Here is a 23,897-nt window from a genome sequence, read left to right as displayed (position 1 = left end):
TGTTGTGTGGTAACTCCAATTATAACTGAAAATAGGGGGTCATTGTTTTTTTTATTTTAAAAAGCTCTGTAACCCTTGAAAAATAAAGGGATCAAATAAAAATCAGTGTAAAATACTTTACACTAACGTATAAGTTATGGGGGCATAATATATGAACCGAACAAAAATGATAGTATTTGGTGCTTTAATGGCTGCCTTAGCTGCAATAATTCAATCATTACCGGCTTTATTGACAGAAGCAGTAATATTCATAACTATATTTAGTTCTATACCAATTTATATTATTGCCAGGATAAAACCTACGGTTGGTGTATTGTCGTATCTGGTTGCAGCCTTTCTTGTGATGTTAATCAGTCTCCACGAGGCATTATTCTTTTTATTTTCCAATGGAGTGGTAGGACTATCACTGGGAAGTTGTAGTTATTTTATGATTAGAAAATTATTACTCGCAGTCCTAAGTGCCTTAATGTTAACACTTTCCTTGTGCATAATAAATTACGGAATAGGAATTATGGTATTTGGTTCAGAATTACCGGGAGCATTAATCGTTCAAATCATAATTATCTTTGTATTTTCCTGTATCTATGTAAGTGTGTATCACATATTTGCTGATTTTATTTACAGGCGTTTTAAGATTATAACCTGATAAAAATAAATTGAGACGAAATATGGGGTTGCAATAGCAACCCCATAATAAGTAGTATGATATTTATAAACTATTACTATAATAATAGTCTTTACTCGATACCAAGAACCGTATTCGCTTCCTCACCAGCAGTATAGGTTAGTGTAATAGTATCACCTTCATTGTACTTTATAATCTGGATAAAATCAGCTACATTTACATCAAATATATCTGGACTGTTATTTAACAAAACATAATAATGGGAATTTCCTTCAATTACACTTTCCGCAATTTTTTTGATGGTTCCGGTGACTTTTGGTAATGAGGTCGTATCTTTTACACTAATTCCTTTGGATTTCATCTGAGCAAGATAGGTCTTTTCACATTCACTTACGGTATCACCAATGGAGACAATCTGATATTGCTCAATGTTTACCATGGCATAAGCTTTTACCAGTCCGGCGGCATCCTTTAAGGCGATAAAATAAGTTGGCTGATTACCAATGTTAAGAAGTAATGGGAAAGTAGCGCGGTAACCTAAATGCTGTACTTTACCTTCTGCCGATGACATGGCTGAGTATTCCTCGGCTCCGGATATTGAATAAAATCTGGTTTGGGCGGTTCTTTGATTCATTAAAACAAAACCTACATTGGATTGGTCTCCGCCGACACTTGTCACCCCGGTATAAACCCAGACATCATCCTCTAAAGCTACATAATTATATCCATCTGTTGTCTGTAGGGCATCTCTTTGGCTAAATATGGTGTTCCAATAACCATGCTTTAAGGTTCCGTGGTAATCGTATAAAGAGATTAATAATTCAGCAGAATACACCCGGTCTATCCAGTTAGGAGCATCCTCAACTGCATAATCTGCATGCTCACCGGTAACGGCATTGACAGTAACAACTCTTCCTATGGTCTGACCGCCAAAAAGGCCGATGGTGTAATCCTTTACAGGACAGATCCAGTATGGTATACCATTATCATCTATCTCAAAGTTTATATTGTCGAAGATATAGGTTGGATAATTAAAACGTAGATAACGATATATGTTTCTGGAGAAATGCTCGCTGTCGGAGTATTTGATTTTCTGCTCCAGCTTAATAAGTTCTACTTCCTGTGTTGCCATATCAATTTTTATATACGCCGGAATTCCCTCAGCTCGGTTGGCAAGCCACTTAAATATGCTGCCATATCTTAATGGAGTAACTCGTACGGGGATATCCTGATAATTAATCTGTGTGTAATTAGAGCCTACTTCAAATTGTGATACATACTCTATGATACTTCCCATCTTCCTTGAACCCAGTAACTGTGCAGAATCCTTATCTAAAATAGGGATTTTCTTATAGGATATTTCCTTAATATCCTCGGTAAAATTTCGATCGGTAGGAGTAAGCAGTTTTTGATATCTTTTTGCATTTATCATGGGGGAAGAGAGAATACTTCCGGTGATATAAATTAAGATAAGAAGAACAGTAATACCGCTTATTATTGCAAATAGCTTATTGCGCAGTAATGTAGACATAACATTACGGTTAAAGGTCTCCTTGCCCACAGCTATCGCTCCGAGGATAATGCATACTATGACGAGTGCTGCGATAAAAAAGAACCAAAGCCCCGGTGAATGTATATTTATTGCCGGTAGGGTAATATAGTAGTATAAAAAACCAACTACGCCGATAATGACAAGTGTAATCAGATATTTAAAAAATTTTCTCATAATAACCTCCATTCTTTTTATCTTAACTATAACAAAGTGAGTATAAAAGTCAATTAAAAACAGATTAAAATTCTTCGTTTTCATGAATTAGAAACAAGTGTTATTTACAAAACATATCAAATTATTATAATTTGATATGTTTTAAATATATATTGTATGTAGAGATGTATAAAAAAATAAGATATTATATTACATATAGATTTAGGGATTGTTTTAGTAATTATAAGGATTACAGAATACGGATTTAATATACATTTTAGTATAAGGAAGGGAAATCATATGTTATCAAAAAATAATAACAATACATATTCAAAAATCAGTACAGGAGAGAGGGAGGTAATTAAATTACAAGCAGATTTTAGTCAAAGATCTTGTAGAATGACATTATCCGTAGAATATACAAGAATAGATGGAATGCCGCTTCATCTTCATATTATTGAGCCGGAACAAAAAAAGGGAGAAATGAATAATTATCCTCTTATTTTGTTTATCCAGGGTTCCGGATGGATGAAACAGGACCTAGGAGTACAACTGGCACAATTATCAAAATTTAGCTCCAGAGGCTACGTTATCGCAGTGGTAGAGTATCGACCTTCATCGGTCGCGCCGTTTCCGGCACAGATTGAAGATGCCAAAACAGCTATCCGATATATGGTTAAGCATGCTTCGACTTATCATGCAGACCCCAATCATATTATCCTATGGGGAGATTCCTCCGGTGGTCATACGGCGATTATGGCGGGATTTACTTATGCAAAACATGAATTTGAGGAGGATAATTTAGTAGATGAAAAATCAATAAAAGCAATCATTGATTATTATGCTCCCACTGATATAAGTGAGATAAGCCTTATGGCAGATCCTGAGTTATATCTAGCTCCGGATAGTCTTATAGGAATGTGGCTAGGTGGCGTTTCAATCATAGATCATCCTGATAAGGTGATACCAACAATTCCAATGAATTATTTATCCCCAGACAAACAAGTGCCACCGGTTTTCATTATCCATGGAAGTGTTGACACAATGGTACCATTTTACCAGAGTGAACTTCTATTCCGGGCATTAAATGATTTAGGTAAGGATACAGTTTGCTATAAACTGGAAGGAGCCGATCATGGTGGTTCTGCTTTTTGGACAGAGGAAATATTTGATCTTATTGAAGAATTTCTTTCAAAATATATTTAAATATAAGTAATTGGATAATATAAATCACATTCACAATATAACGTATTACATTTTGCATAATTAATAAATTCAAAATGAAACTGTTCTTTTAACTGAAAGAAAACGGTGGGCAAGCTGTTAATCTGTCTCAATAAACTGGTGGATAGGGACATTCTGTTATCGTAATTGAGCATCACCTGGATGTCATCAAATCAGCGGATTATATCATAGATATGGGACCGGGGGGGCAACCAGGGAGGCTTTGTGGTTGCAGAAGGAACACCGGAACAGATAGCTAAAATCGATGCTTCTCATATGGGAAGATATCTAAGTACAATATTGTAGAGTTACCAAGACCACTTATACACATCACATAAATTCATTGAAGCTGTTGCAGAATGGATATACTTGAAATATGACTTACCGTAATACATTGTTTGACGGACATATTTAATGATGTGTCGTTTTATCTGAGTATGAGGTAAGTTATATTCGCTAAAGATTTTTCAATAGCTTTATACATATTATAATAAAGTTAGCTTCCAAAGAATATAATAAACCGTATATATTTACCCGGGGTGATGTAGATGAACGATATCTTAAAAAAAAGATGTATCCTTGGTGCAATCTTTGTTATAATCTTTGGAACACTACTTCATTTTGTATATGAATGGTCCGGTGAAAATGAAGTAATAGGAATTATTGGTGCCGTGAATGAAAGTACCTGGGAGCATTTGAAACTTCTGTTTTGGCCCGCTTTTCTTTATGCGATACCTGAATATTTACTTACAGGTAAAACTTATGACAATTACTTTGTGGCAAAAGCAATATCTTTTTATACAGGGGTTTTTCTAATCGTATCATTGTTTTATACCTATACCGGAATTTTGGGAACGAATTATCTTTGGATGGATATTACCGTTTTTGTTATTAGCGTTTTACTAAGCCATTATATTTGCTATTTAATTCTGTCTTCGGATATAGCAAAGGGGGCTTTTATCAATAGCGTTGCACTGCTTGCCATCTTTATCTTAGCATTGGCATTTATCATATTTACGTTTAATCCTCCACAGATACCGCTTTTTAAGGATCCTATATCAGGGACATATGGGATATCGTAACCTATTAATTTATTTTATGAGATGTATTATATTAGATTTATTATTAGATCAATTCCATTGTATATTTATTTCTGGGTAAGACAGAACACAGGGTTTTAGGGGCTCTCTATGGAGTAAGCTTTATAAACCTCTATGTCCTGTCTTTTTTTATGTTAGCAATGTATTAAATTACATTTCGCTATGAAACAACTTTTTATAAGCTTAGTAGCATAATTGAAAACTGATCATGATATAACAAAATAAGATGCTTTGTTAAATCAATATAATGGTATCATCAAATTTTCGATTGTTTGTTATAAAAGATGACAAAAACATACAAATCATGTATAATATAAAAGGAAATATTTATGCAATAATAAAAATGATGTTATGTTTATAAAATATTGAAATCTACATAGATGATAGGTAACATATGTTAATATACAAGCTGGATTTAAGGAGGGAATTCCATGGATGGATCAGAACAAGTATTATCTTTAAAAACGATGAAGATTATACTGAAACTGCAACAAAATGAGATTACAGAAAAAGCCATCTATCTAAGTTTGGCAAAACGGGTAAAAAAGCAGACGGACAAAGACATTCTAATACGTATCGCCCGCGAAGAAGGAATGCATGGAGAGATATGGAGTAAATATACACAGAAAAAAAGAAAGCCTAGGTTCTTAAAAGTGTTTTTCTATACACTTACCAGTATCATATTCGGTTATACCTTTGCGATTAAGATAATGGAAAAAGGAGAAGAGGGTGCAAAGGAAATCTATGAACAGCTGTCCAAAGAGGTTCCAGAGGCAGAAAAGATATCACAGGAGGAAGAGCAGCATGAATTAGCACTGATTACTTTATTGGATGAAGAGAGGTTACAATACGTTGGCTCTATGGTTTTAGGACTTAACGATGCGTTGGTTGAACTTACAGGTACTTTAGCAGGCTTAAGCTTTGCTTTGCAAAGTAACCGATTGGTTGCATTGTCCGGACTGATTACCGGTATCTCTGCTACATTATCCATGGCTTCCTCAGAGTATTTGGCTGCCCGTTCCGAAGGGGATAGCAATGCTGTAAAGTCATCTCTATACACAGGGATTATGTATATCTTTGCTGTTATTTGCTTGGTATTACCTTATCTTTTATTACCAAGTGATCAATATCTGGCTGCTTTGATTATCATGCTTATTATTGTAATATTCATTATTTTTGTTTTTACATATTATATCTCGGTGGCAAAAGACTTACCCTTTAAAAAAAGATTTAAGGAGATGGCCACAATTAGTTTGACTGTAGCAGCTTTATCCTTTGTGGTAGGACTTTTAGTTAAAAGGTTTTTGGGAATAGATATGTAATAAAAAGGTTACATAAAATTGCAGGATAATATAATGATGAATGTCCGAACTAAGGAGAAGATATGAACAGTATAAAAACGAAAGCACAGATTTTTTCATTAAGCATTATTGTTTTGGCTCTTTTAGCATTAGGATATAGTGCATATAATCGTTTTAGAGGGATACTTACAAAGGAAGTAAACCAGGCTGTAGTACGGGTGGCCAGTGAATCGGCAGAGCATTTAGGTTATTTTATCGAGAACTTTGTAGAGCCCTTAAAGGAACTTGCAGATCACGATGACATGAAAAGTATGGATTGGGACAAGCAGAAAGAATTACTAAAGGCTCAAATCAATCCGTTTTATTTAAATGTTGCGGTTTCTGATTTGAATGGAAGAGCGCATTATATAGACGGCATGTTACTTGACCTAAGTGACAGAGAGTATGTGAAAAATACTCTAAATGGAAATATAGCGTTTTCAGAGGTTATCATCAGTCGTGTGATTGGTGAGGAAGTAATCATGGTTGGTGTTCCAATAATGGTGGGTGAAACGGTACAGGGTGCCTTATTAGCAAGATTGGATGTGAATTTTCTCTCCGGTTTTGCCTTAGCAAGAGGTTATGAGGAGAAGGGATATTCCTATATTATCAGTGATAAGGGAACTTTAATTTCCAGTCATTTTATGGGACAATCCGGAGAGGAGTATAATTTATTTGAAATTGCTGATCATAAGCAAACCTATAAAGAATTCTCTGAATTTGTGAAAGGTAGTCTAAATCAAAAAAATGGTTATGGGAAATTCCAATTCGATGATAGCTCAGTTTTAATGGGTTATGCGCCGGTGGCAGGTACGAATTGGAAGGTTTACACCGGAATTGATGAAGATGTTGCTTTGCAAAGCTTAGTGGGACTACGAAAAATCATGCTAATTGGAATGATTGTTGCGCTCATTTTATGTACCGCAGCCACTTGGGTTTTTGTTGATTGGTTTACAAAGCCGATTATCGAACTTGACCGATTATTTTCAAAAGGAGCTTTAGGAGATTTAACCATTCGATTTACAACGATGAGAAAAGATGAAATCGGTAAAATGGGGCAAAGTTTTAATCGAATGATGGATAAAATAAAAACCTTAACCCATTATGACCCTCTGACCTCTTTATTAAATCATAATGTTTTACAAAAAGAAGTAGATAGTCTAACGCAGGAACAGGATGAGGTAACGCATAAATTTTCTTTGATCATGATATCAGTAGATCATTTTAGTTTAATTAACGAGGCATACGGCTATAAAATTGGAGATGCCATCCTATATGAGATAGCGAAAAGAATTAAAACTTGTTCCGGTGATATCAATTATCTATACCGCTACAAAGGAGATGAATTTGTATTATTAGTAAAATCATTTCAGGATGAGAATGAAGTTCAAGAAAAAGCGGAAAAGATATTGATATCGTTGAATGAAAAATACTATATCGATGGCAAAGTTATTGATATCAGCGTAAGCATCGGTGTGTATATTTCCGATATAGAAACGATGAAGGAAGATCCGTTAAAAGCTGTTACTATGGCAAAAAATTATGCAAAATATCGAGGCGGTAATAAAATACAGTTTTTTGATACAGAGATTTACGGAAAGCTATTTAACATGAGAGAATTACAGGCAGATATCATGAATGGGCTAAAAGAAGAACAATTCTTTTTGGTTTTCCAACCCTTGTTTAACTTAAATGACGGTAAGATTGCAGAAGTAGAAGCTTTAATTCGATGGAATCATCCGGGTAAAGGATTGTTGTTTCCGGATCAGTTTATTGACATTGCTGAGCAAACCGGTTCTATAATTGATATGGATTTATGGGTAATTGAAAATGCATGTAAAAACTATGTCCGTTGGAAGGAAAATAATAAGGAAGCCATCAGAATGTCAATTAATATATCGGCTAAAACCTTTGAAACTCCGAAGTTTATTCCATATCTGATTAAGATGCTTCAAATGTATCGGGTGGAACCCTCCATGCTTCAGTTTGAGATTACGGAAAGAATGGTAATTAGAAATGTTGATGAAAGTATAGTAAAGCTTAAGCATATGAAGGAGATGGGTATACGGGTTGCAATTGATGATTTTGGCAGTGGTTATTCATCCCTAAGTTATATAGTCAGATTACCGATTGACAGTATTAAAATTGATAAATCCTTTATTCAAAATATTCGTTTGAGTAAAGAAGCTAAGGCGATTGTTACAACAATTATTAATTTATGTAAAACCTTGAATTTAAAGGTAATCGCGGAAGGAATTGAAAGTAAATCGAAACTGGATTACCTCAAAAAGAATTTATGTGATATGGGACAGGGATATTATTTTTCTAAGCCGGTATATTTGGAAGAAATTGAGAACAAATATGTAAAAAATAAAGGTAAGAGAAACAGATCCTAGCCGTACGTTCTGAACTATGTAACATTATATCAACGTCAAAGCAAGAAGAATAGCTGGTTAGAAAGACATCTTTCCAGCTGTTTTTTATATAATTAACTTGCAATATATCATGTCAAGGGATTTACAGGGAAAGAAACTTATAGATGAGATTCATCCCGAGAAAAAGAATGATATTCATGTGAAATTTCAAATTTTACTAAGGGTTGACGGTATGAAGATAAACAGGATAGTAAAATATCCGGCAACCGATGGCAGTATAGGTTATCTTGAATTAACATCGGTTAATTTAGTGAATAATACATATATCAAAGGAATACTGATGAATATTCATGATACTACAGTGCGAAAGAGTAATGAATTTGATGATTACTATTGCATATCACACTGAATTATTCGTAAGAAAGGAAGGATACAAATTGGCAATCGGATATGCCTGCATTACAATCGGTGTTCAAGATACAGGGTTATCAAGATGTATACTAAAAAATGCTACAGAGGATAATATTAGGCGTATTACCTTGGCTAATCTCTCTGCTCTGGAGAAAATGATAGATTATAATATTAAAATGGGCATAAAATTATTTCGAATAAGTTCTGATATCATCCCTTTTGGTTCACATCCTGAAAATCAAATTCGGTGGTGGGAGGAATATAGGGAGGTATTTTCTGCTATTGGTGATAAAATTATAAAATCCGGTATGAGGGTATCGATGCATCCGGGACAGTATACCGTACTGAATGCACCGAATCCGCAAGTTGTAGAGAATGCTATACGGGATTTACAATATCATGATAGATTTCTAACTGCCTTAGGAATGGATCAAAAGTGTAAGCTTGTTCTCCATATAGGAGGAGTATACGGTGATAAAGAAAAGGCATCGAAAGCTTTTATTCATAACTATGGTTATCTTCCACAGAACATAAAGGACCGATTGATTATAGAAAATGATGATAAAAACTACACTATTGAGGAAGTGCTAAAGATATCCCATGCTATCGGTGCTCCCGTTGTATTTGATAACCTACATCATGAAGTGAATCCACCTATCGAGCAATTATCAGAGGAGGCTTGGATTATGGAAAGCCAAAAGACATGGAAGACAAAGGATGGAAGACAGAAGATACATTATTCACAACAAAAGGACGGTGGATCAAAGGGGGCACATTCCGATACTATCTTTGTAGAAAAGTTCATGAAGTTTATCGATAAATTGTCGGATAAAGACATCGATATTATGCTTGAGGTAAAGGATAAGAATCTGTCTGCCATCAAGTGTATCAATACAGCAGTATTGAATGTGCGGGCAAAATATCTGGAAGAAGAATGGGCCAGGTATAAATATTATGTACTTAGCCGATCTGCAAAGCTATATAATGAGATACGTACTTTACTTAAGGAAAAGGAAGAATATGTTGCGAAAGAATTCTATGAAAAGGTTGAGCAGGCAATCCTTATGAATGAGGATAGAGGAGCACAGATAAATGCTGCACAGCATGTATGGGGATATATCAGTAAAGATAGTACCGCCGCGGAGAAGAACCGATATGAAAAGCTTTTAAACGCTTATCAGAGAGAACATGGAGAGATAAAGACCTTAAAAAAACATCTGTTAAAATGTGCAAATGTTAGAGGAATTGATTATCTTATAAATTCAATCTATTTCTATCTCTGATTTTTCTAAATCTATCCTATGGTTAAAGTTAAGAAAATAGTAAAATGGTTATGATGTCTTACGAAGATCCATCATGTGAGTAAATACTAGTATACCCCTGTCTATAAATCTTTGTATAAATTTTTGGAATATGAACATATATAATATAAAGAAGGAAAGGAAGGGGCATATGTTACTGGATATTCCCAAAATAGAAACAATAAAAACCAAGAGCGGTTGTGCAAGAATTAAAAGGGACTATTTTAACCAAAGAATCAAACTTGTAAGCTTTACAGGTGAAATTGACGATGTTATGAGTCAATTAATAGATTTGAATAAAGAAGGAAGCATAGGAAAAATTTTCGCAGTTATATTAAAACAAGAAATTCCCCTGTATAAAGAACGGGGATTTATCATTGAGGCAAAGGTTGATCAATTTCTTAAGGGTGAAGCAGGTTATTTTGTATCTAGATTTTTAACAACGGATAGAAAAATCAGTCTGCATTTACCGGAAGAAGAGGAAGTATTAATTATATCAAGGGAATATACGAAGGAGGATTATATCCAACCGGTCTACGAAAAATATACCATTAGAGATGCTGTCATCGCAGATGCCGAAGAATTAGCGGTATTGTATGATGGGGTATTCGAGACTTATCCGTCTCCAATGAATGATCCTGAATATATACGATATGCTATGGAACATGATGTGATGTTTAAAGTGGCTGAACAAGATTATCAGATTGTCAGTGCAGCATCGGCTGACATGGATCCGTTAAATAACAATGCAGAAATGACGGATTGTGCTACGTTAAAATCTCATAGGGGACATGGCCTGATGGGCAGATTGATTTTTGAGCTGGAGAATGAATTAAAACACAGAAACTACAAAGTACTTTATAGTACAGCCAGGTCCATTTCCACTGGTATGAATGTCGTATTTGCTAAGCATAGTTATGAATATGGTGGTAGATTGGTGAACCATTGTCATATTTGTGGTCAATTTGAGAATATGAACATATGGGTGAAGGTTCTATCATAGGATGTGGATTGGTGTCAGGAATAAGATATAACTATTAGAAAGTTAATTTATACTATTCAAAATCAAATAGGGTATCAAACACTTGTTAGAAAAAATAACGGGACATTAGAAGGCCTTATATACCGTTTGGTTATCTCTCAAAAGTATATTAAGGAAAAATCTATGTCCCGTATTACTTTATAATAAATGAAGTGTTTACCGTTTCATCTTGTTTACTTACTTTTTAATGAACATACCTTGATTACTATTAATTGTCGTAAGGTTTAATGGTTTGAATAGTTCCGTCCTCATTATACTTGAGCTCGGTATATTTCACACAGCGTTTGTGGTTCACGCCGCCGGATAAGCTACAGTCATGATAGAACAGATACCACTTGCCCTCAAACTCTACGATGGAGTGGTGTGTTGTCCATCCAAGTACAGGTTCAAGTATTCTACCTTTGTAAGTGAAAGGACCTTTTGGATCTTTGCTGATTGCATAAGCAAGATAGTGAGTTGTTCCTGTAGAATAGGAAAGATAGTAATAACCGTTATATTTATGAACCCAAGGACCTTCGAAAAATCTTCTATCCTCATCACCGGCAGGAATAGGGTTGCCGTCTTCATCAACGATGGAAATATTCATCGGGCTTTCTTTAAAGGTAAGCATATCTTCACTTAATTCAGCCACTCTGGGTCCCAAGGCAGGTGCGTTTAAATCAGGACCTTCCGCATCCGGTTTAAAGGTTCCGGTTTGCCATTTTTCTAATTGTCCACCCCAGAGACCGCCAAAATAGCAGTAAGCTTTGTTATCATCATCAACCAGTACCGCAGGATCGATACTAAAGCTACCTGGAATATAATCAGGCTGAGGTGTAAAAGGTCCGGCAGGGCTTTTGCTGGTTGCAACACCGATGCGGAAAATGCCATCTTTATCCCTTGCAGGGAAGTATAAATAATAGGTATCATTTTTATAAGCAGCATCAGGAGCCCACATTTGTTTACTTGCCCAAGGAACGTCTTTTACATGAAGTGCTTCGCCATGGTCAACGCAGGGGGAATTGAAATTATCCATAGATAATACATGATAATCTTCCATTGCATATTGGTCACCGTTATCATTGTCTTCGCAATCATGGGCCAGGTCATGGGAAGGATAGATATAGAGCTTTCCTTCAAATACATGCGCAGAAGGGTCAGCAGTAAAAATATGTGTTACTAAAGGTTCATTAGGTTTCGTGAGTTTTTCCATATTAAAATCTCCTCGTAAAATTTAAGTATAGTTATATATTTATTTACTATTATATCAATGTTATGAAAACAATCAAGGAAAATCCTATAAAAAATATTATTAATTAGTATTTTGACCTTTTTTGTGAGCTTTCATTAGATAAATTAAGACATGTAAATTATTCCTTTTCATCATAAACTCTTAAGATAAACCTTTTTAAAAAAGAACTCTTACCTCTTCTTTTTATATAAAAATATCCGAATACGGAAAATACAAATGCTCCAATAAAATTAACGAATAAATCCATCATGGTATCAATCAGACCAATATCAATATAAGCCTTCCATGGTTCATTATTAATTATGATACTATCGATGTTAATCTTTTGAGGTACATTATGACCGTTTGGATTAAGTAATACGGACCGAAATGAAGTAAGGAGTGTATCCTTTTGCATGTCAGTACCGAAAAAAGTATCCATAATATATTCAAAGAATTCCCATACAACCCCGATTGTCATGGAAAAGCAAAAAGCTACCAAAGCAACAAAAAGCGGAGATAAGGAAATGGCAAAACGGTCATTTTTATTGAGGATATCAATCAAGGAAAAGCCGATAGCCGCTGCAAGAAAACCGTTAAGCGTATGTAGAATAGTATCCCAGTAGGGAAAGATTAAGTAATAGGAATTAATCTCACCGAGAATTTCTGCAGAGAATATAAATAAAAGAATAATCGTTTCTAAGGTATCAGGAATATCAATATGAATTTTTTTTTCAATAAAGCTAGGTACAAAGAATAAAATCAAAGTAAGTATACATAGGAATACATTTTCATAGTTTCTTTCCCTTAACTGATCCAACATAATCAATATCACAGATAATCTTAATATAAAATATATGATGGAGATCCATTTACGCCGTCTTTTTATTCTATCAATTAATTTGTTTTTCATAAATAACCTCCAATGTGATATAAAATGGAATATAGCTTACTATTAATTTATCTTACATATACCAATAAGTGTCAAAAGCACCGAAGGTGCTTTCTATATAAGACATATGGCTATGCAAGCTAGCATGCAAAAGCCATATGTCTTATATAGAAAGTGCGTAGCAGCTTTTGACACTTATAGAACTACTAAATGCAAGCTAGCATGCAAAAGCCATATGTCTTATAAAGAAAGTGCGTAGCAGCTTTTGACACTTATAGAACTACTAAATGCAAGCTAGCATGCAAAAGCCATATGTCTTATATAGAAAGTGCGCAGCAGCTTTTGACACTTATAGCACTACTAAATGCAAGCTAGCATGCAAAAGCCATATGTCTTATATAGAAAGTGCGTAGCAGCTTTTGACACTTATAGAACTACTAAATGCAAGCTAGCATGCAAAAGCCATATGTCTTATATAGAAAGTGCACAGCAGCTTTTGACACTTAAAGAACTACTAAATGCAAGCTAGCATGCAAAAGCTGTATGTCAATCTTCTAATTCTATAAGTGAAGCATAGATTGCATCGGCCAATTCATCTAACTCCGGTTCCCGTTCGGGCTTTAGGGTTGAGCGAATATCCAAGGGAGTACCAATGACTTCCACTCCGCCCTTCATTCCTTCAACGATTTCAAGCATTCCTTTGATTGCCGAGCTTGACCAGGTATGATTACCGATTAAAGCAGCTTTTCGATTTTTAATTCCGAGTACAGCCAGCTCACGAAGTAAGGAATCCATAACAAAGTAAAGGTGCATGTTATAGGTTGGTGATCCAATTACCATATGGCTGTATTTCCATATATCGGAAATGATATAAGAGGGATGGGTTTTGGATACATCATACATACGCATATCCTTAACGCCCCGCTTGGAAAGTTTGATGGCTAAAGCATTCATAGCATTCTCCGTATTGCCATACATGGAGGCATAAATTAATACCACCCCTTTTTTCTCGGGCAGATAACGGCTCCACTTGTCATATTTATCAAGAATATATGGTATCTTATCTCCCCGCCAGATTAATCCGTGTAAGGAACATAACATATTAATCTCAGCTCCGGCAAGTTTTTTCAGGATTGCTTGTACCTGGGACCCATATCTTCCTACAATATTGGAATAATAACGTCTGGCTTCATCTAAGAATACGTTATCAAATTCCACCTCGTCAGCGAATAAATTCCCTGATATTGCGCCAAAGGAGCCAAAGGCATCAGCAGCAAATAAAACACCTTTGGATATTTCGTAAGTGAACATAACCTCAGGCCAATGTACCATGGGAGCCATATAAAAACGTAAGGTGTGCTCCCCTAATGAGATTTCCTGTCCTTCATTTACTTCCAGATAATTCGATGACATATCAAGACTGTAATACTGTCTGAAATATTGAAAGGTTTTTGGATTCCCTATCACTTGAATCTCAGGAAATCGACGAACAATTTCTTCTATATTGGCACAATGATCCGGTTCCATATGGTTAATCACCAGATAATCAAGTTTACGAGATCCTAAAACATGAGTTACATTTTCAAGATATAATGCACTGATTGCCTCGTCCACCGTATCAATCAAGGCTGTTTTTTCATCCATGATCAAATATGAATTATAAGAAACACCGTTAGGTAGTGGAAACATATTTTCAAATCGTTCTAATCGTCTGTCATTTCCTCCTACCCAATAAATATTAGGTGAAATTTCATGAACACAATGCATATAAGTACCTCCTTTTCTTATGAATTAATTTATTATTGTATGCTTTGTTGTTTTTGATAGGTTGTAATGAATCATAATTAAACTAGCCTAAGTGCAGGTTTTTTATTCTTTGTAAATGAAATAAATCATGAACAACCTGTCAGATAGATTATAGCATAACATATATAAAAATAATACCATATCGTGGATAAATCAATAATTTTATGAAATATGAAAGGAGATCAGTTTATCATTACAATCAAATTTGTAGAAAATGTTTGATAGAAGAGTAGAGTTTAGTATCAATTTAAATCCTTGGACTATGATAGGATTATAAAAAAACAGAAGGTAAAGGATTATGAAAGTAGGGACTAAAATGCCAAATATGGGTCGAAGGAAATGAACTATTTAAAACAGGCGGACAAAGCTTTAGGAGCTGCCATAGATCGTATTGTAAAGATAGAAAGGGTCTTTATACCGGATTTGTTTGGCATTAATGAAAGTAATTATAGGTCAGCAAATATCTTTAAAAGCGGCTCGTACAATCTGGGCCAGAATGCAGGAGTATCGATGCCTCTATTCTCCTTATGGCTCTGTAGCATCGATTTATCTTTGGAGGATATCTTATAAGTAAATAATATTTCTTTGATTGATTTAGAATATTGAAAATCTTTATAATGCTCAGCTGATATCCCACAAAATATTTAAAATATCCCTATAATTATATGATGTCTGCTGATATAGTTGTATGGATATTTTACTGGTGATAAAATGAGAGCAACCGGTATTAAAGTTATATCACATATAAGATCGGATTCTATGAAAAACTGTTTCGGGAATATAAATAAAATGCAACCAGATGTAGTTTTGTAACAGCAGATCCACTAAGAACATCTTCTGTATATACTATGGAAAGTGTTCGATTCTCTATATGTGAATATTTGATCAAAAAGGGGGATATATATGAAGAAATTATTAGTATTTTTATTATCGTGTTCACTACTTGTGTTGATGACTGGGTGTACAAAGGAGGAAGAGCAAGAAAAGGATAATACTACTGTAACGGACAATTCAACTACAGAGAATACACAAAACAACCCCAAAGAGGATGAGGTCGAAGCAGAAAATAATGTAATGGAAGAAGCATCCGATGATGATAGTAAAGTGGTAGAGAATACTTCCGAAAATGATGGAGATATAAACATAGCTTATAAAGACGGAACTTATGAATATGAAACCGTGGCTGATGCGGAAGGCTTTAAAACCAAGGGAACTGTTACAATAGAGAATGGTAAAATTGCTAAAGTGGATTGGACGATATTTGATACCTATAGAGATGACCGACCTTTTGATGAAACCTATGAAGAGGTATATGAGGGGAATGATTTATATATGCAGCAAAGCCGTGACGATTGGAATGGCTCCAGGGGATACGCTGAAAAACTAATCGAGACCCAGGATTTAGAAGAGGTTGATGCAGTTTCCGGTGCGACTTGGACCAATCGAAAATTCAAGACGGTAATGAGTTATATTTTGTTCGAGGCGAAAGAATAGGTTATATGATTTTAAAGCTGCCTATGAATGGTAGTTCAATGTATGTAATTGTAATAGTACTAGAATATATATTTCAGTAATAACGCAAAGCAAGCTCAGAATATGATTATATGTTTCATAATAAGCTTTATAAAAAGGCTTATTATGAAACATATTTTACAGTATTCAGAGCTTTTTATATTTGTGACAATATAGTAACAGAAGTTATAATAAACATATAATTAATAATGTAACAAACTAATAACAGATGATTAAATGGATAAAAGACGAAATGTTCATACATATTCAGATAATTCGTGTATTTTCGTGTTTATATTTTAGAAAGAAAATGTTAATTGTTACTGTTTGTTTCTATTTGTATATAAACATATAATTAATGGTTCTAATTGTATTGTAAATTTGGCTGAATATGGTATAATTTTGTTGTATATTTTGTTAAAAATATATCATACAAATCGATGAGAAATATAAACAAGGAGGTCAAAAATGAGCGTGAAATCTAACAACTGCAGCTGCTGTACACAGGATGATACACAAAAATACGACGAGATAGCCAACATCATTGACCTATATAAGGACAAAGAAGGTAGCTTGATACAAATTCTACATCATGCGCAGGAAATCTATGGCCATTTACCCCTTGACTTACAAAGATTCATAGCCGGCTCTCTAAATAAACCCTTGTCTGAAGTGTCCGGAGTTATTACGTTCTATTCCTTTTTCTCAACTAAACCCAGAGGAAAACATACCATAAGGGTTTGTATGGGCACTGCCTGTTATGTAAGAGGAGGAAAGAAGCTGGTGGAACGTCTTCAGGACATACTGGAGGTTCAACTTGGTGAGACGACGAAGGACGGCAAATTCACTTTTGAGATTGCACGGTGCATAGGGGCCTGTGGTCTGGCGCCGGCGATTATGATTGATGACGTGGTTTACAAACAGGTCAATGTAAATAAGTTAGAATCCATTTTATCGAAATATTAAATCATTTGGGAGGTGAAGCGGTTGAAAAGTCAAATAATCAATAGAATAGAAGATTTGAAGCAGATTAAGGTAGAATATAATGAGATGCTTTCCAAGTATCAATATCAGGTATTGGTATGCAGCGGTGCCGGTTGTGTTTCCTCTAATTGCAGTGATGTAAAAGATGCGATTGTTGATGAGATAAAGAAGAACGATTTACAGGAGCAGGTAATTGTTTACGAAACCGGGTGTATGGGAACCTGTGCGGTTGGTCCTGTGGTTCTTATTTTACCGGAACGGATCTTCTATACGGAACTGACTCCTGAGATAGCAAGGGATGTCATAAGAAATCATATCATACATAACAAGATTCTAACAGAACATACTTTTTATGATCATTCTTTAAATAAACATATACCGAACATAGATGATATAGATTTTTTTAAAGAACAGGTAAAAATTGCTTTGAGAAATTGCGGAGCTATGGATTATAGCAGCTTGGAAGCATATATTGCCAGAGACGGTTATTTGGCGGCTGCCAAAGCTATCACAGAAAAAACTCAAAAGGAAGTAATTGAGGAAGTGAAAAAATCCGGTTTAAAAGGCCGTGGTGGTGCCGGTTTTCCCACCGGTGTAAAGTGGGAATCAGGCTATCTGGCAGAAAGTGATCAAAAATTCATATTATGTAATGCAGATGAAGGAGATCCTGGTGCTTTCATGGACCGTAGTATTATTGAAGGAGATCCCCATACAGTAATCGAGGGCATGATGATTGGAGGATACGCCATCGGAGCTAATATGGGTTATGTCTATGTCAGAGCAGAGTATCCAATCGCAGTGGAGAGGCTTACGGCTGCAATTGAGGAAGCAAGAAAGAATGGACTGCTTGGATGTAAGTTATTTGGTAGTGATTTTTCCTTTGACCTAGAGATCCGTATAGGAGCCGGAGCCTTTGTATGCGGTGAGGAAACGGCATTAATGTCTTCGATTGAGGGTAAACGAGGAGAACCAAAACAAAAACCACCCTTACCATTTCAGAAAGGTTTATTTGGTAAACCAACGATTATTAACAATGTAGAAACTTTTGCTGCGATATCCTCCATATTGCTTAAGGGCGGTGAATGGTATGCAGGAATTGGAACGGGGAATAGTAAAGGGACGAAGGTCTATGCCCTTGCCGGTGATGTGGTAAACGCAGGTATTATTGAGGTACCCATTGGAAAGCCGTTGGGGGATATTCTGTTTAACATTGGCGGAGGAATGAAGGATAAAAAGAAGTTTAAGGCCGCACAAATCGGTGGTCCCTCCGGTGGATGTATTACCCAGGATAACTTAAATGTCTCAACAGATTATGAATCAATCACAAAACTGGGTGCCATCATGGGATCCGGTGGGCTGATTGGTATGAACGAGGACACCTGTATGGTAGACACGGCCAGATATTTTATGGACTTTATTCAGGATGAATCCTGTGGTAAATGTACTGCCTGTAGAGTCGGAACGAAAAGAATGTTGGAGATATTAGAACGGATCACCAGAGGAGAAGGAGAGGAAGGAGATATAGAGCTGTTAGAAGAACTGGGAGAAACGATCAAAGATACAGCCATGTGCGGTCTCGGTCAGTCTGCACCTAATCCTATCTTAAGCACCATAAGATATTTTCGACATGAATTTGAAGAACATATTAAGAATAAATATTGCCGAGCCGGAGTATGCTCGGAGTTATTTATATCTCCTTGTGAGAATACCTGTCCGGCCAATGTAAATGTTCCCGGATATCTTTCTTTAATAGCAGCGGGCAGATTCGTGGATGCTTATCATCTTATTAAGCAGGAAAACCCATTCCCGGCCGTCTGCGGTCGTATCTGTACCCGTCCCTGTGAGATGAAATGCAGAAGGGGTACAACGGATGAAGCGATAGCAATCGCTGATCTAAAACGCTTTGTAGCCGATTATGCCCATAAGAATGAAGCACCCTATAAGAATGATGTGGTATTTCCCAAAAACGGTAAGAGTGTAGCGGTTATCGGTGCAGGAGCATCCGGTTTAACTTGTGCTTACTATCTGGTTAGGATCGGGTATGCGGTAGATGTATATGAAATCCAGCCGGTTGCCGGAGGCGTCCTGGCATTTGGAATTCCGGAATATCGTCTTCCGAAGAAGGTTTTGGCTCATGAAATTGAATTAATAGAACAAGCCGGTGTAAATATTAAGCTTAACACAGAGATTGGTAAGGACATTGACTTTAAAAAGCTTAAGATGAAGTACGATTCTATCTATATTGCAACCGGTACCCAGTTCCCACAAAAAGTGAATATCCCGGGAGAGGATCTGCCGGGAGTCATACATGGTTTGGATTTTCTGAAGGATGTAAATCTTGGACGGGAAGTGAAACTTGGTAAAGCAGTGGCAGTAATCGGAGGAGGCAATACCGCCATTGATTCTGCAAGGACTGCTCTTCGTCTGGGAGCAGAGAAGGTTCTAATCCTATATAGACGAACCATCGATGCAATGCCGGCATCGGAATATGAGATACATGAAGCAGTATGTGAGGGCATTGATATTATTGAACTGACAGCACCAGTAAAATTTATTGAAGGAAAAGATGGTAATATCGATAGGATTGAATGTGTTAAGATGAGATTGGGTGAGTTTGATAAGAGCGGAAGAAGAAAATCCGTACCCATTGAAGGTTCAAATTTCTATCTTGAAGTAGATACGGTAATACCCGCGGTAAGTCAGTATTCCGATCTTCCGTTTATCCATAAGGATGAAATTAACGTGACCTCTTGGGGAACCTTTGTGGTGGATGATGATACCCTGATGACTACCATGGAAGGTGTTTTTGCAGGTGGAGATGTAACAAGAGGTCCGGATACGGTTATTCAGGCTATTGCAGATGGGAAGAAAGCTGCAATTTCGATTGATAAATATCTCGGAGGAAAGGGAATATTAAACAAAGGGAACCCGATTGATATTCCAGATATCTTTGATCAGGATGAGTTGGTTGCACATAAGCGTTTTCCTCAGGAGATGTTGAATGAAGAGGATAGAAAGCATTCCTTTGATGAGGTGGTATTAGGGTTTCATAAATTAAATGCTATGGCGGAAGCGATGCGATGTCTGCATTGTGATAGGAGATAGGTACAGATTATCGATTAATAAGCTAAAATCGATAGATTGGAGGTAGAGTATGGTTAAATTAATAATAAATGGAAAACAGATTGTGGCAGATGAAGATATGACTATTATGGAGGCTGCTAAGGAAAATCATATCAGTATACCAAATCTGTGTTATCTGGAAGGTATTCATAAAATAGGTTCCTGTAGAATCTGCGTTGTTGAAGTGAAAGGAGCGAAGACGTTACAGGCCTCCTGTATGACAAAGGTTTCAGAAGGAATGGAAGTAAACACCAACACAGAAAGGGTAAGAAAAGCACGAAAGGTATTGTATGAACTTCTCTTATCTGATCATAATAAGGAATGTTTAAGCTGTAAGCGAAACTTAAATTGTGAGTTACAGGAACTTGGAAAAACATTAGGTGTTGAGGAAACTCGCTTTGAGGGGACTAGATCGGAAAGGACGATTGATGCTTCTGTATCCATCGTTCGTGATATGTCAAAATGTGTTCTGTGCCGGCGTTGTGTTACGGTGTGTAACGAAATTCAGGGTACCGGCGTGTTAAATGCACAAAACAGAGGCTTTGATACGGTAATCAGTCCGGCGATGGATCTACCCATTGGAACGGTTGACTGTGCCTTCTGTGGTCAGTGCACCGTCGTATGTCCGGTAGGGGCCCTTAAGGAAACAGATGCTATTGATACCGTCTGGAATGCGCTTCATGATAAGTCGAAACGGGTTGCTGTACAGGTGGCCCCGGCAGTCAGAGTTGCAATCGGAGAAGAATTTGGCTGCGAGCCAGGTACAATAGTTACAGGCAAATTGGCTGCATCTTTGCATGCTTTGGGATTTGATGATGTATTTGATACGAATTTTGCAGCGGATTTAACAATCATGGAAGAAGGAACCGAACTATTAATCCGATTAAAAAATGCTTTAACCGGTGTAGGAGATGTACTACCGATGATTACCAGTTGTAGTCCGGGATGGATTAAATATATTGAACATCAATATCCGCAGAAACTTGAGCATCTTTCCTCCTGTAAGTCTCCCCACACTATGCTCGGAGCTTTGATTAAATCTTATTATGCAGAAAAAATTGATAGATCATCACAAGATATGTTTGTGGTTTCCGTTATGCCATGTACAGCGAAGAAATTTGAAATCGCCAGAGAAGAAATGAAAAATGAGGGTGTACCAAACGTTGATGCGGTACTAACGACGAGAGAGCTGGCTGCTATGATTAAGGAGGCAGGTATTGATTTTATGTCCCTTTCTGAGGAAGATTTTGATCATCCGTTGGGAATGTCCACCGGTGCCGCAGATATCTTCGGATTGACCGGAGGGGTTATGGAGGCGGCACTTCGTACGGTATATGAACTTGTAACCGGAAGAGAGCTTCCTTTTGACAAGCTTCATGTTACTCCTATTGTCGGGCTTGATCAGGTAAAGACAGCCCAAATAAAAATTGAAAACCCATTAAAAGCATATGATTATCTTGATGGGATAACCTTAAAGGTAGCAGTAACCAGTGGGTTAAATGGAGCGAAGCTTTTAATGGAACAGATAGCGAAAGGTGAATCTCCGTATCACTTTATCGAGGTAATGGGTTGCCCGGGTGGATGTATCACCGGAGGAGGTCAGCCTAGGTCTGATGATGTTGATGTCAGAAGCAAGAGACTACAAGGCTTATACATGGAAGATGAGGGCAAGGTGCTACGCAAGTCCCATGAAAATCCTTATATAACAGCCATTTATGAAGAATATCTGGAATACCCCAGCAGTCATAAGTCTCACGAGCTCTTACACACCCATTATGTGATGAGAGGCGAGTTTAACGAACTTACTAAGGAAAGATTTGTTTTGCAACCTAACATCCCGGTGAAAAGGGTAAACAAAAAGGGTGTGGAAGAAGAAAAAACTCATACGGCTCAGTCTGATGTACGAAGAAAACGGGAAGAGATGGTGGATATCCGTATCTTAGCCCTGGAAGCAGAGAATGCAAGGCTTAAGAGTGAACTGGAGGATGCTCTGGAAACAGTAGATATCTATAAACAGGTGGTTGCCGAAAATATAAGTAAAAGAGACCTAAAGATTCATATTATTTAATCAAATAATCTGCATTGGTTTGTACTACGAATGATAGCAAACCGATGCAGATAAAGTAAGTTTATGACATTATTGAGTTAATACTAAGGAGGGCCTGTTATGAAGAAACTTATGAAATTGGATAGCTTGTTAAATATTTTTAGATAGATATTATAGAATGGGACCAATAGAAGATACTTTAATACTTAAGGAGGATATCACCTTAACGATTGCTGTTAATTCTTTTTGGTCCCTTTCTATTATCTTTTTCTTATTATTATCAGAAGAATGAACAGTGGATTAAATGGTATAGAAAATCTCCGTTTTAGTTATCATATTACATCGTTATGATTATATCTATGTGTGATTTTATCACTGTAAATATATTGAAGAATTAAGTATAATATAAACCATAATAGAGAGAATGAGAGAACAACATTATATGGAATGTAGAATTGGATGTGCAGCATGCTGTATTGCACCATCAATATCGTCAAAGATACCAGGAATGCCAGATGGAAAACCGGCAGGTGTTAGATGCGTTCAATTAACAGCAGATAACAAGTGTATGCTATTCGGGACAAAAGAAAGACCTGCAGTTTGCATAAGTCTGAAACCTTCCATCGAGATGTGTGGGGAAAACTTGCAGGAGGCTATGCAGTATCTTGAAGAACTGGAGAGAGTAACGAAATAATTTTTATTCTTAATAAGTCCCTACCAAGCCGTAGAGTAACCTATTATAAATTCTTGACAATATAATCTGTATATCGTAATATATGAATATTATGATATATCAGTGTAAAGAAAGCAATATTATAATGTGTGAGTTTATATGTAATAATATCTTGCATAATAAGCAAAATACGGAAGGCGGGTAAAATATGGAGAAGGTTCATAAAGAATATTCGGATTTGGCGGAACTGTTAAAGGTTTTGGCTCATCCGGTAAGACTCTGCATTGTCAGAGGCTTAATTATGAAGGGAGAGTGTAATGTATCCTATATGCAATCCTGTTTGGATGCACCTCAGTCCACAGTATCACAACATTTGCAGAAGCTGAAATCTGCCGGAATTATTGAAGGCAGAAGAGAGGGCTTGGAGATCTATTATCAGGTATGTAATGAAAAGGCTTTCGATATTGTTAATATACTTTTTAACAATAGCAATATAAACGAAGTAGACTGACTAATTTTGAATGGAG

At 36.3% G+C, this 23,897-nt stretch carries 19 protein-coding genes; 15 read left to right on the top strand and 4 right to left on the bottom strand.

From position 1 onward, the window contains the following. Window positions 1-151: 151 nt before the first annotated feature. Entirely contained in the window at window positions 152-646 is a 495-nt protein-coding gene (locus I5677_RS13215) for a hypothetical protein (protein WP_197662102.1), read from the top strand. A 91-nt stretch (window positions 647-737) separates the two neighbouring features. Here the strand turns inward: I5677_RS13215 and I5677_RS13210 are convergent, their stop codons facing one another. Further along, entirely contained in the window at window positions 738-2,351 is a 1,614-nt protein-coding gene (locus I5677_RS13210; RefSeq protein ID WP_197662101.1) for a CvpA family protein, read from the bottom strand. Window positions 2,352-2,630: 279 nt separating this feature from the next. Here I5677_RS13210 and I5677_RS13205 point away from each other — a divergent pair, with 279 nt between their 5' ends. The 7 genes from I5677_RS13205 to ablB all read left to right on the top strand — a co-directional run bounded on the left by I5677_RS13205 (window position 2,631) and on the right by ablB (window position 11,084). Then, window positions 2,631-3,536, top strand: a complete 906-nt coding sequence (locus I5677_RS13205; protein WP_197662100.1) for an alpha/beta hydrolase — start codon at window positions 2,631-2,633, stop codon at window positions 3,534-3,536. Window positions 3,537-4,102: 566 nt separating this feature from the next. Next, window positions 4,103-4,636, top strand: a complete 534-nt coding sequence (locus I5677_RS13200; RefSeq protein WP_197662099.1) for a DUF6512 family protein — start codon at window positions 4,103-4,105, stop codon at window positions 4,634-4,636. A gap of 449 nt (window positions 4,637-5,085) precedes the next feature. Beyond that, window positions 5,086-5,976, top strand: a complete 891-nt coding sequence (locus tag I5677_RS13195; RefSeq protein ID WP_197662098.1) for a VIT1/CCC1 transporter family protein — start codon at window positions 5,086-5,088, stop codon at window positions 5,974-5,976. A 62-nt stretch (window positions 5,977-6,038) separates the two neighbouring features. Next, window positions 6,039-8,390, top strand: a complete 2,352-nt coding sequence (locus I5677_RS13190) for a bifunctional diguanylate cyclase/phosphodiesterase (protein ID WP_197662097.1) — start codon at window positions 6,039-6,041, stop codon at window positions 8,388-8,390. 109 nt (window positions 8,391-8,499) lie between these two features. Next, window positions 8,500-8,778: a PAS domain S-box protein gene (locus I5677_RS13185; protein ID WP_197662096.1), complete on the top strand. Its 279-nt coding sequence runs from the start codon at window positions 8,500-8,502 to the stop codon at window positions 8,776-8,778. A gap of 28 nt (window positions 8,779-8,806) precedes the next feature. After that, window positions 8,807-10,063 (top strand): UV DNA damage repair endonuclease UvsE, encoded by a 1,257-nt coding sequence (uvsE, locus tag I5677_RS13180; RefSeq protein ID WP_197662095.1) that lies wholly within the window; start codon window positions 8,807-8,809, stop codon window positions 10,061-10,063. 169 nt (window positions 10,064-10,232) lie between these two features. Further along, window positions 10,233-11,084 carry a putative beta-lysine N-acetyltransferase gene (gene ablB, locus I5677_RS13175; protein WP_197662094.1) on the top strand — a complete coding sequence of 284 codons (852 nt, stop codon included), beginning with the start codon at window positions 10,233-10,235 and terminating at the stop codon, window positions 11,082-11,084. Between the two features lie 247 nt (window positions 11,085-11,331). Here ablB and I5677_RS13170 read toward each other — a convergent pair whose 3' ends face one another. From I5677_RS13170 to I5677_RS13160, 3 genes are all read right to left on the bottom strand, one after another. After that, window positions 11,332-12,315, bottom strand: a complete 984-nt coding sequence (locus tag I5677_RS13170; RefSeq protein ID WP_197662093.1) for a glycoside hydrolase family 43 protein — start codon at window positions 12,313-12,315, stop codon at window positions 11,332-11,334. A 157-nt stretch (window positions 12,316-12,472) separates the two neighbouring features. Then, window positions 12,473-13,246, bottom strand: coding sequence for a hypothetical protein (locus I5677_RS13165; protein ID WP_197662092.1), 774 nt, complete (start codon window positions 13,244-13,246; stop codon window positions 12,473-12,475). 525 nt (window positions 13,247-13,771) lie between these two features. Beyond that, a complete protein-coding gene (locus tag I5677_RS13160; protein ID WP_197662091.1) occupies window positions 13,772-14,992 on the bottom strand; it encodes an FprA family A-type flavoprotein in 1,221 nt (406 codons plus the stop codon). 378 nt (window positions 14,993-15,370) lie between these two features. Here I5677_RS13160 and I5677_RS13155 point away from each other — a divergent pair, with 378 nt between their 5' ends. The 7 genes from I5677_RS13155 to I5677_RS13125 all read left to right on the top strand — a co-directional run bounded on the left by I5677_RS13155 (window position 15,371) and on the right by I5677_RS13125 (window position 23,881). After that, complete coding sequence (locus I5677_RS13155) at window positions 15,371-15,601, top strand: hypothetical protein (RefSeq protein WP_197662090.1); 231 nt, start codon at window positions 15,371-15,373, stop codon at window positions 15,599-15,601. A 333-nt stretch (window positions 15,602-15,934) separates the two neighbouring features. Further along, window positions 15,935-16,525: an FMN-binding protein gene (locus I5677_RS13150; protein ID WP_197662089.1), complete on the top strand. Its 591-nt coding sequence runs from the start codon at window positions 15,935-15,937 to the stop codon at window positions 16,523-16,525. 486 nt (window positions 16,526-17,011) lie between these two features. Next, window positions 17,012-17,509, top strand: a complete 498-nt coding sequence (locus I5677_RS13145) for an NADH-quinone oxidoreductase subunit NuoE family protein (RefSeq protein WP_197662088.1) — start codon at window positions 17,012-17,014, stop codon at window positions 17,507-17,509. Between the two features lie 84 nt (window positions 17,510-17,593). Continuing rightward, window positions 17,594-20,632 (top strand): NADH-ubiquinone oxidoreductase-F iron-sulfur binding region domain-containing protein, encoded by a 3,039-nt coding sequence (locus I5677_RS13140; RefSeq protein ID WP_197662109.1) that lies wholly within the window; start codon window positions 17,594-17,596, stop codon window positions 20,630-20,632. A 49-nt stretch (window positions 20,633-20,681) separates the two neighbouring features. After that, the gene (locus I5677_RS13135) at window positions 20,682-22,718 is read left to right on the top strand and encodes an NADH-dependent [FeFe] hydrogenase, group A6 (RefSeq protein ID WP_197662087.1); all 2,037 of its coding nucleotides are present in this window, start codon (window positions 20,682-20,684) and stop codon (window positions 22,716-22,718) included. A gap of 421 nt (window positions 22,719-23,139) precedes the next feature. Then, window positions 23,140-23,391, top strand: a complete 252-nt coding sequence (locus tag I5677_RS13130) for a YkgJ family cysteine cluster protein (protein ID WP_197662086.1) — start codon at window positions 23,140-23,142, stop codon at window positions 23,389-23,391. Between the two features lie 187 nt (window positions 23,392-23,578). Beyond that, window positions 23,579-23,881, top strand: coding sequence for an ArsR/SmtB family transcription factor (locus I5677_RS13125; protein WP_197662085.1), 303 nt, complete (start codon window positions 23,579-23,581; stop codon window positions 23,879-23,881). Window positions 23,882-23,897 lie beyond the last annotated feature (16 nt).

The sequence above is a fragment of the Mobilitalea sibirica genome (genome assembly GCF_015999265.1).
Taxonomy (GTDB): domain Bacteria; phylum Bacillota; class Clostridia; order Lachnospirales; family Lachnospiraceae; genus Mobilitalea; species Mobilitalea sibirica.
This window is presented reverse-complemented; position numbering and strand designations above follow the sequence as displayed.

Bases quoted from the DNA above. Each gene is read 5' to 3' on its own strand.
- I5677_RS13140 (WP_197662109.1), top strand. From the start codon at position 17,594: ATGCTTTCCAAGTATCAATATCAGGTATTGGTATGCAGCGGTGCCGGT.
- I5677_RS13130 (WP_197662086.1), top strand. From the start codon at position 23,140: ATGGAATGTAGAATTGGATGTGCAGCATGCTGTATTGCACCATCAATA.
- I5677_RS13165 (WP_197662092.1), bottom strand. From the start codon at position 13,246: ATGAAAAACAAATTAATTGATAGAATAAAAAGACGGCGTAAATGGATC.
- I5677_RS13200 (WP_197662099.1), top strand. From the start codon at position 4,103: ATGAACGATATCTTAAAAAAAAGATGTATCCTTGGTGCAATCTTTGTT.
- I5677_RS13125 (WP_197662085.1), top strand. From the start codon at position 23,579: ATGGAGAAGGTTCATAAAGAATATTCGGATTTGGCGGAACTGTTAAAG.
- I5677_RS13150 (WP_197662089.1), top strand. From the start codon at position 15,935: ATGAAGAAATTATTAGTATTTTTATTATCGTGTTCACTACTTGTGTTG.
- I5677_RS13190 (WP_197662097.1), top strand. From the start codon at position 6,039: ATGAACAGTATAAAAACGAAAGCACAGATTTTTTCATTAAGCATTATT.
- I5677_RS13170 (WP_197662093.1), bottom strand. From the start codon at position 12,315: ATGGAAAAACTCACGAAACCTAATGAACCTTTAGTAACACATATTTTT.
- I5677_RS13210 (WP_197662101.1), bottom strand. From the start codon at position 2,351: ATGAGAAAATTTTTTAAATATCTGATTACACTTGTCATTATCGGCGTA.
- I5677_RS13135 (WP_197662087.1), top strand. From the start codon at position 20,682: ATGGTTAAATTAATAATAAATGGAAAACAGATTGTGGCAGATGAAGAT.
- I5677_RS13215 (WP_197662102.1), top strand. From the start codon at position 152: ATGAACCGAACAAAAATGATAGTATTTGGTGCTTTAATGGCTGCCTTA.
- I5677_RS13160 (WP_197662091.1), bottom strand. From the start codon at position 14,992: ATGCATTGTGTTCATGAAATTTCACCTAATATTTATTGGGTAGGAGGA.
- I5677_RS13205 (WP_197662100.1), top strand. From the start codon at position 2,631: ATGTTATCAAAAAATAATAACAATACATATTCAAAAATCAGTACAGGA.
- I5677_RS13155 (WP_197662090.1), top strand. From the start codon at position 15,371: ATGAACTATTTAAAACAGGCGGACAAAGCTTTAGGAGCTGCCATAGAT.
- ablB (WP_197662094.1), top strand. From the start codon at position 10,233: ATGTTACTGGATATTCCCAAAATAGAAACAATAAAAACCAAGAGCGGT.
- I5677_RS13145 (WP_197662088.1), top strand. From the start codon at position 17,012: ATGAGCGTGAAATCTAACAACTGCAGCTGCTGTACACAGGATGATACA.
- I5677_RS13185 (WP_197662096.1), top strand. From the start codon at position 8,500: ATGTCAAGGGATTTACAGGGAAAGAAACTTATAGATGAGATTCATCCC.
- I5677_RS13195 (WP_197662098.1), top strand. From the start codon at position 5,086: ATGGATGGATCAGAACAAGTATTATCTTTAAAAACGATGAAGATTATA.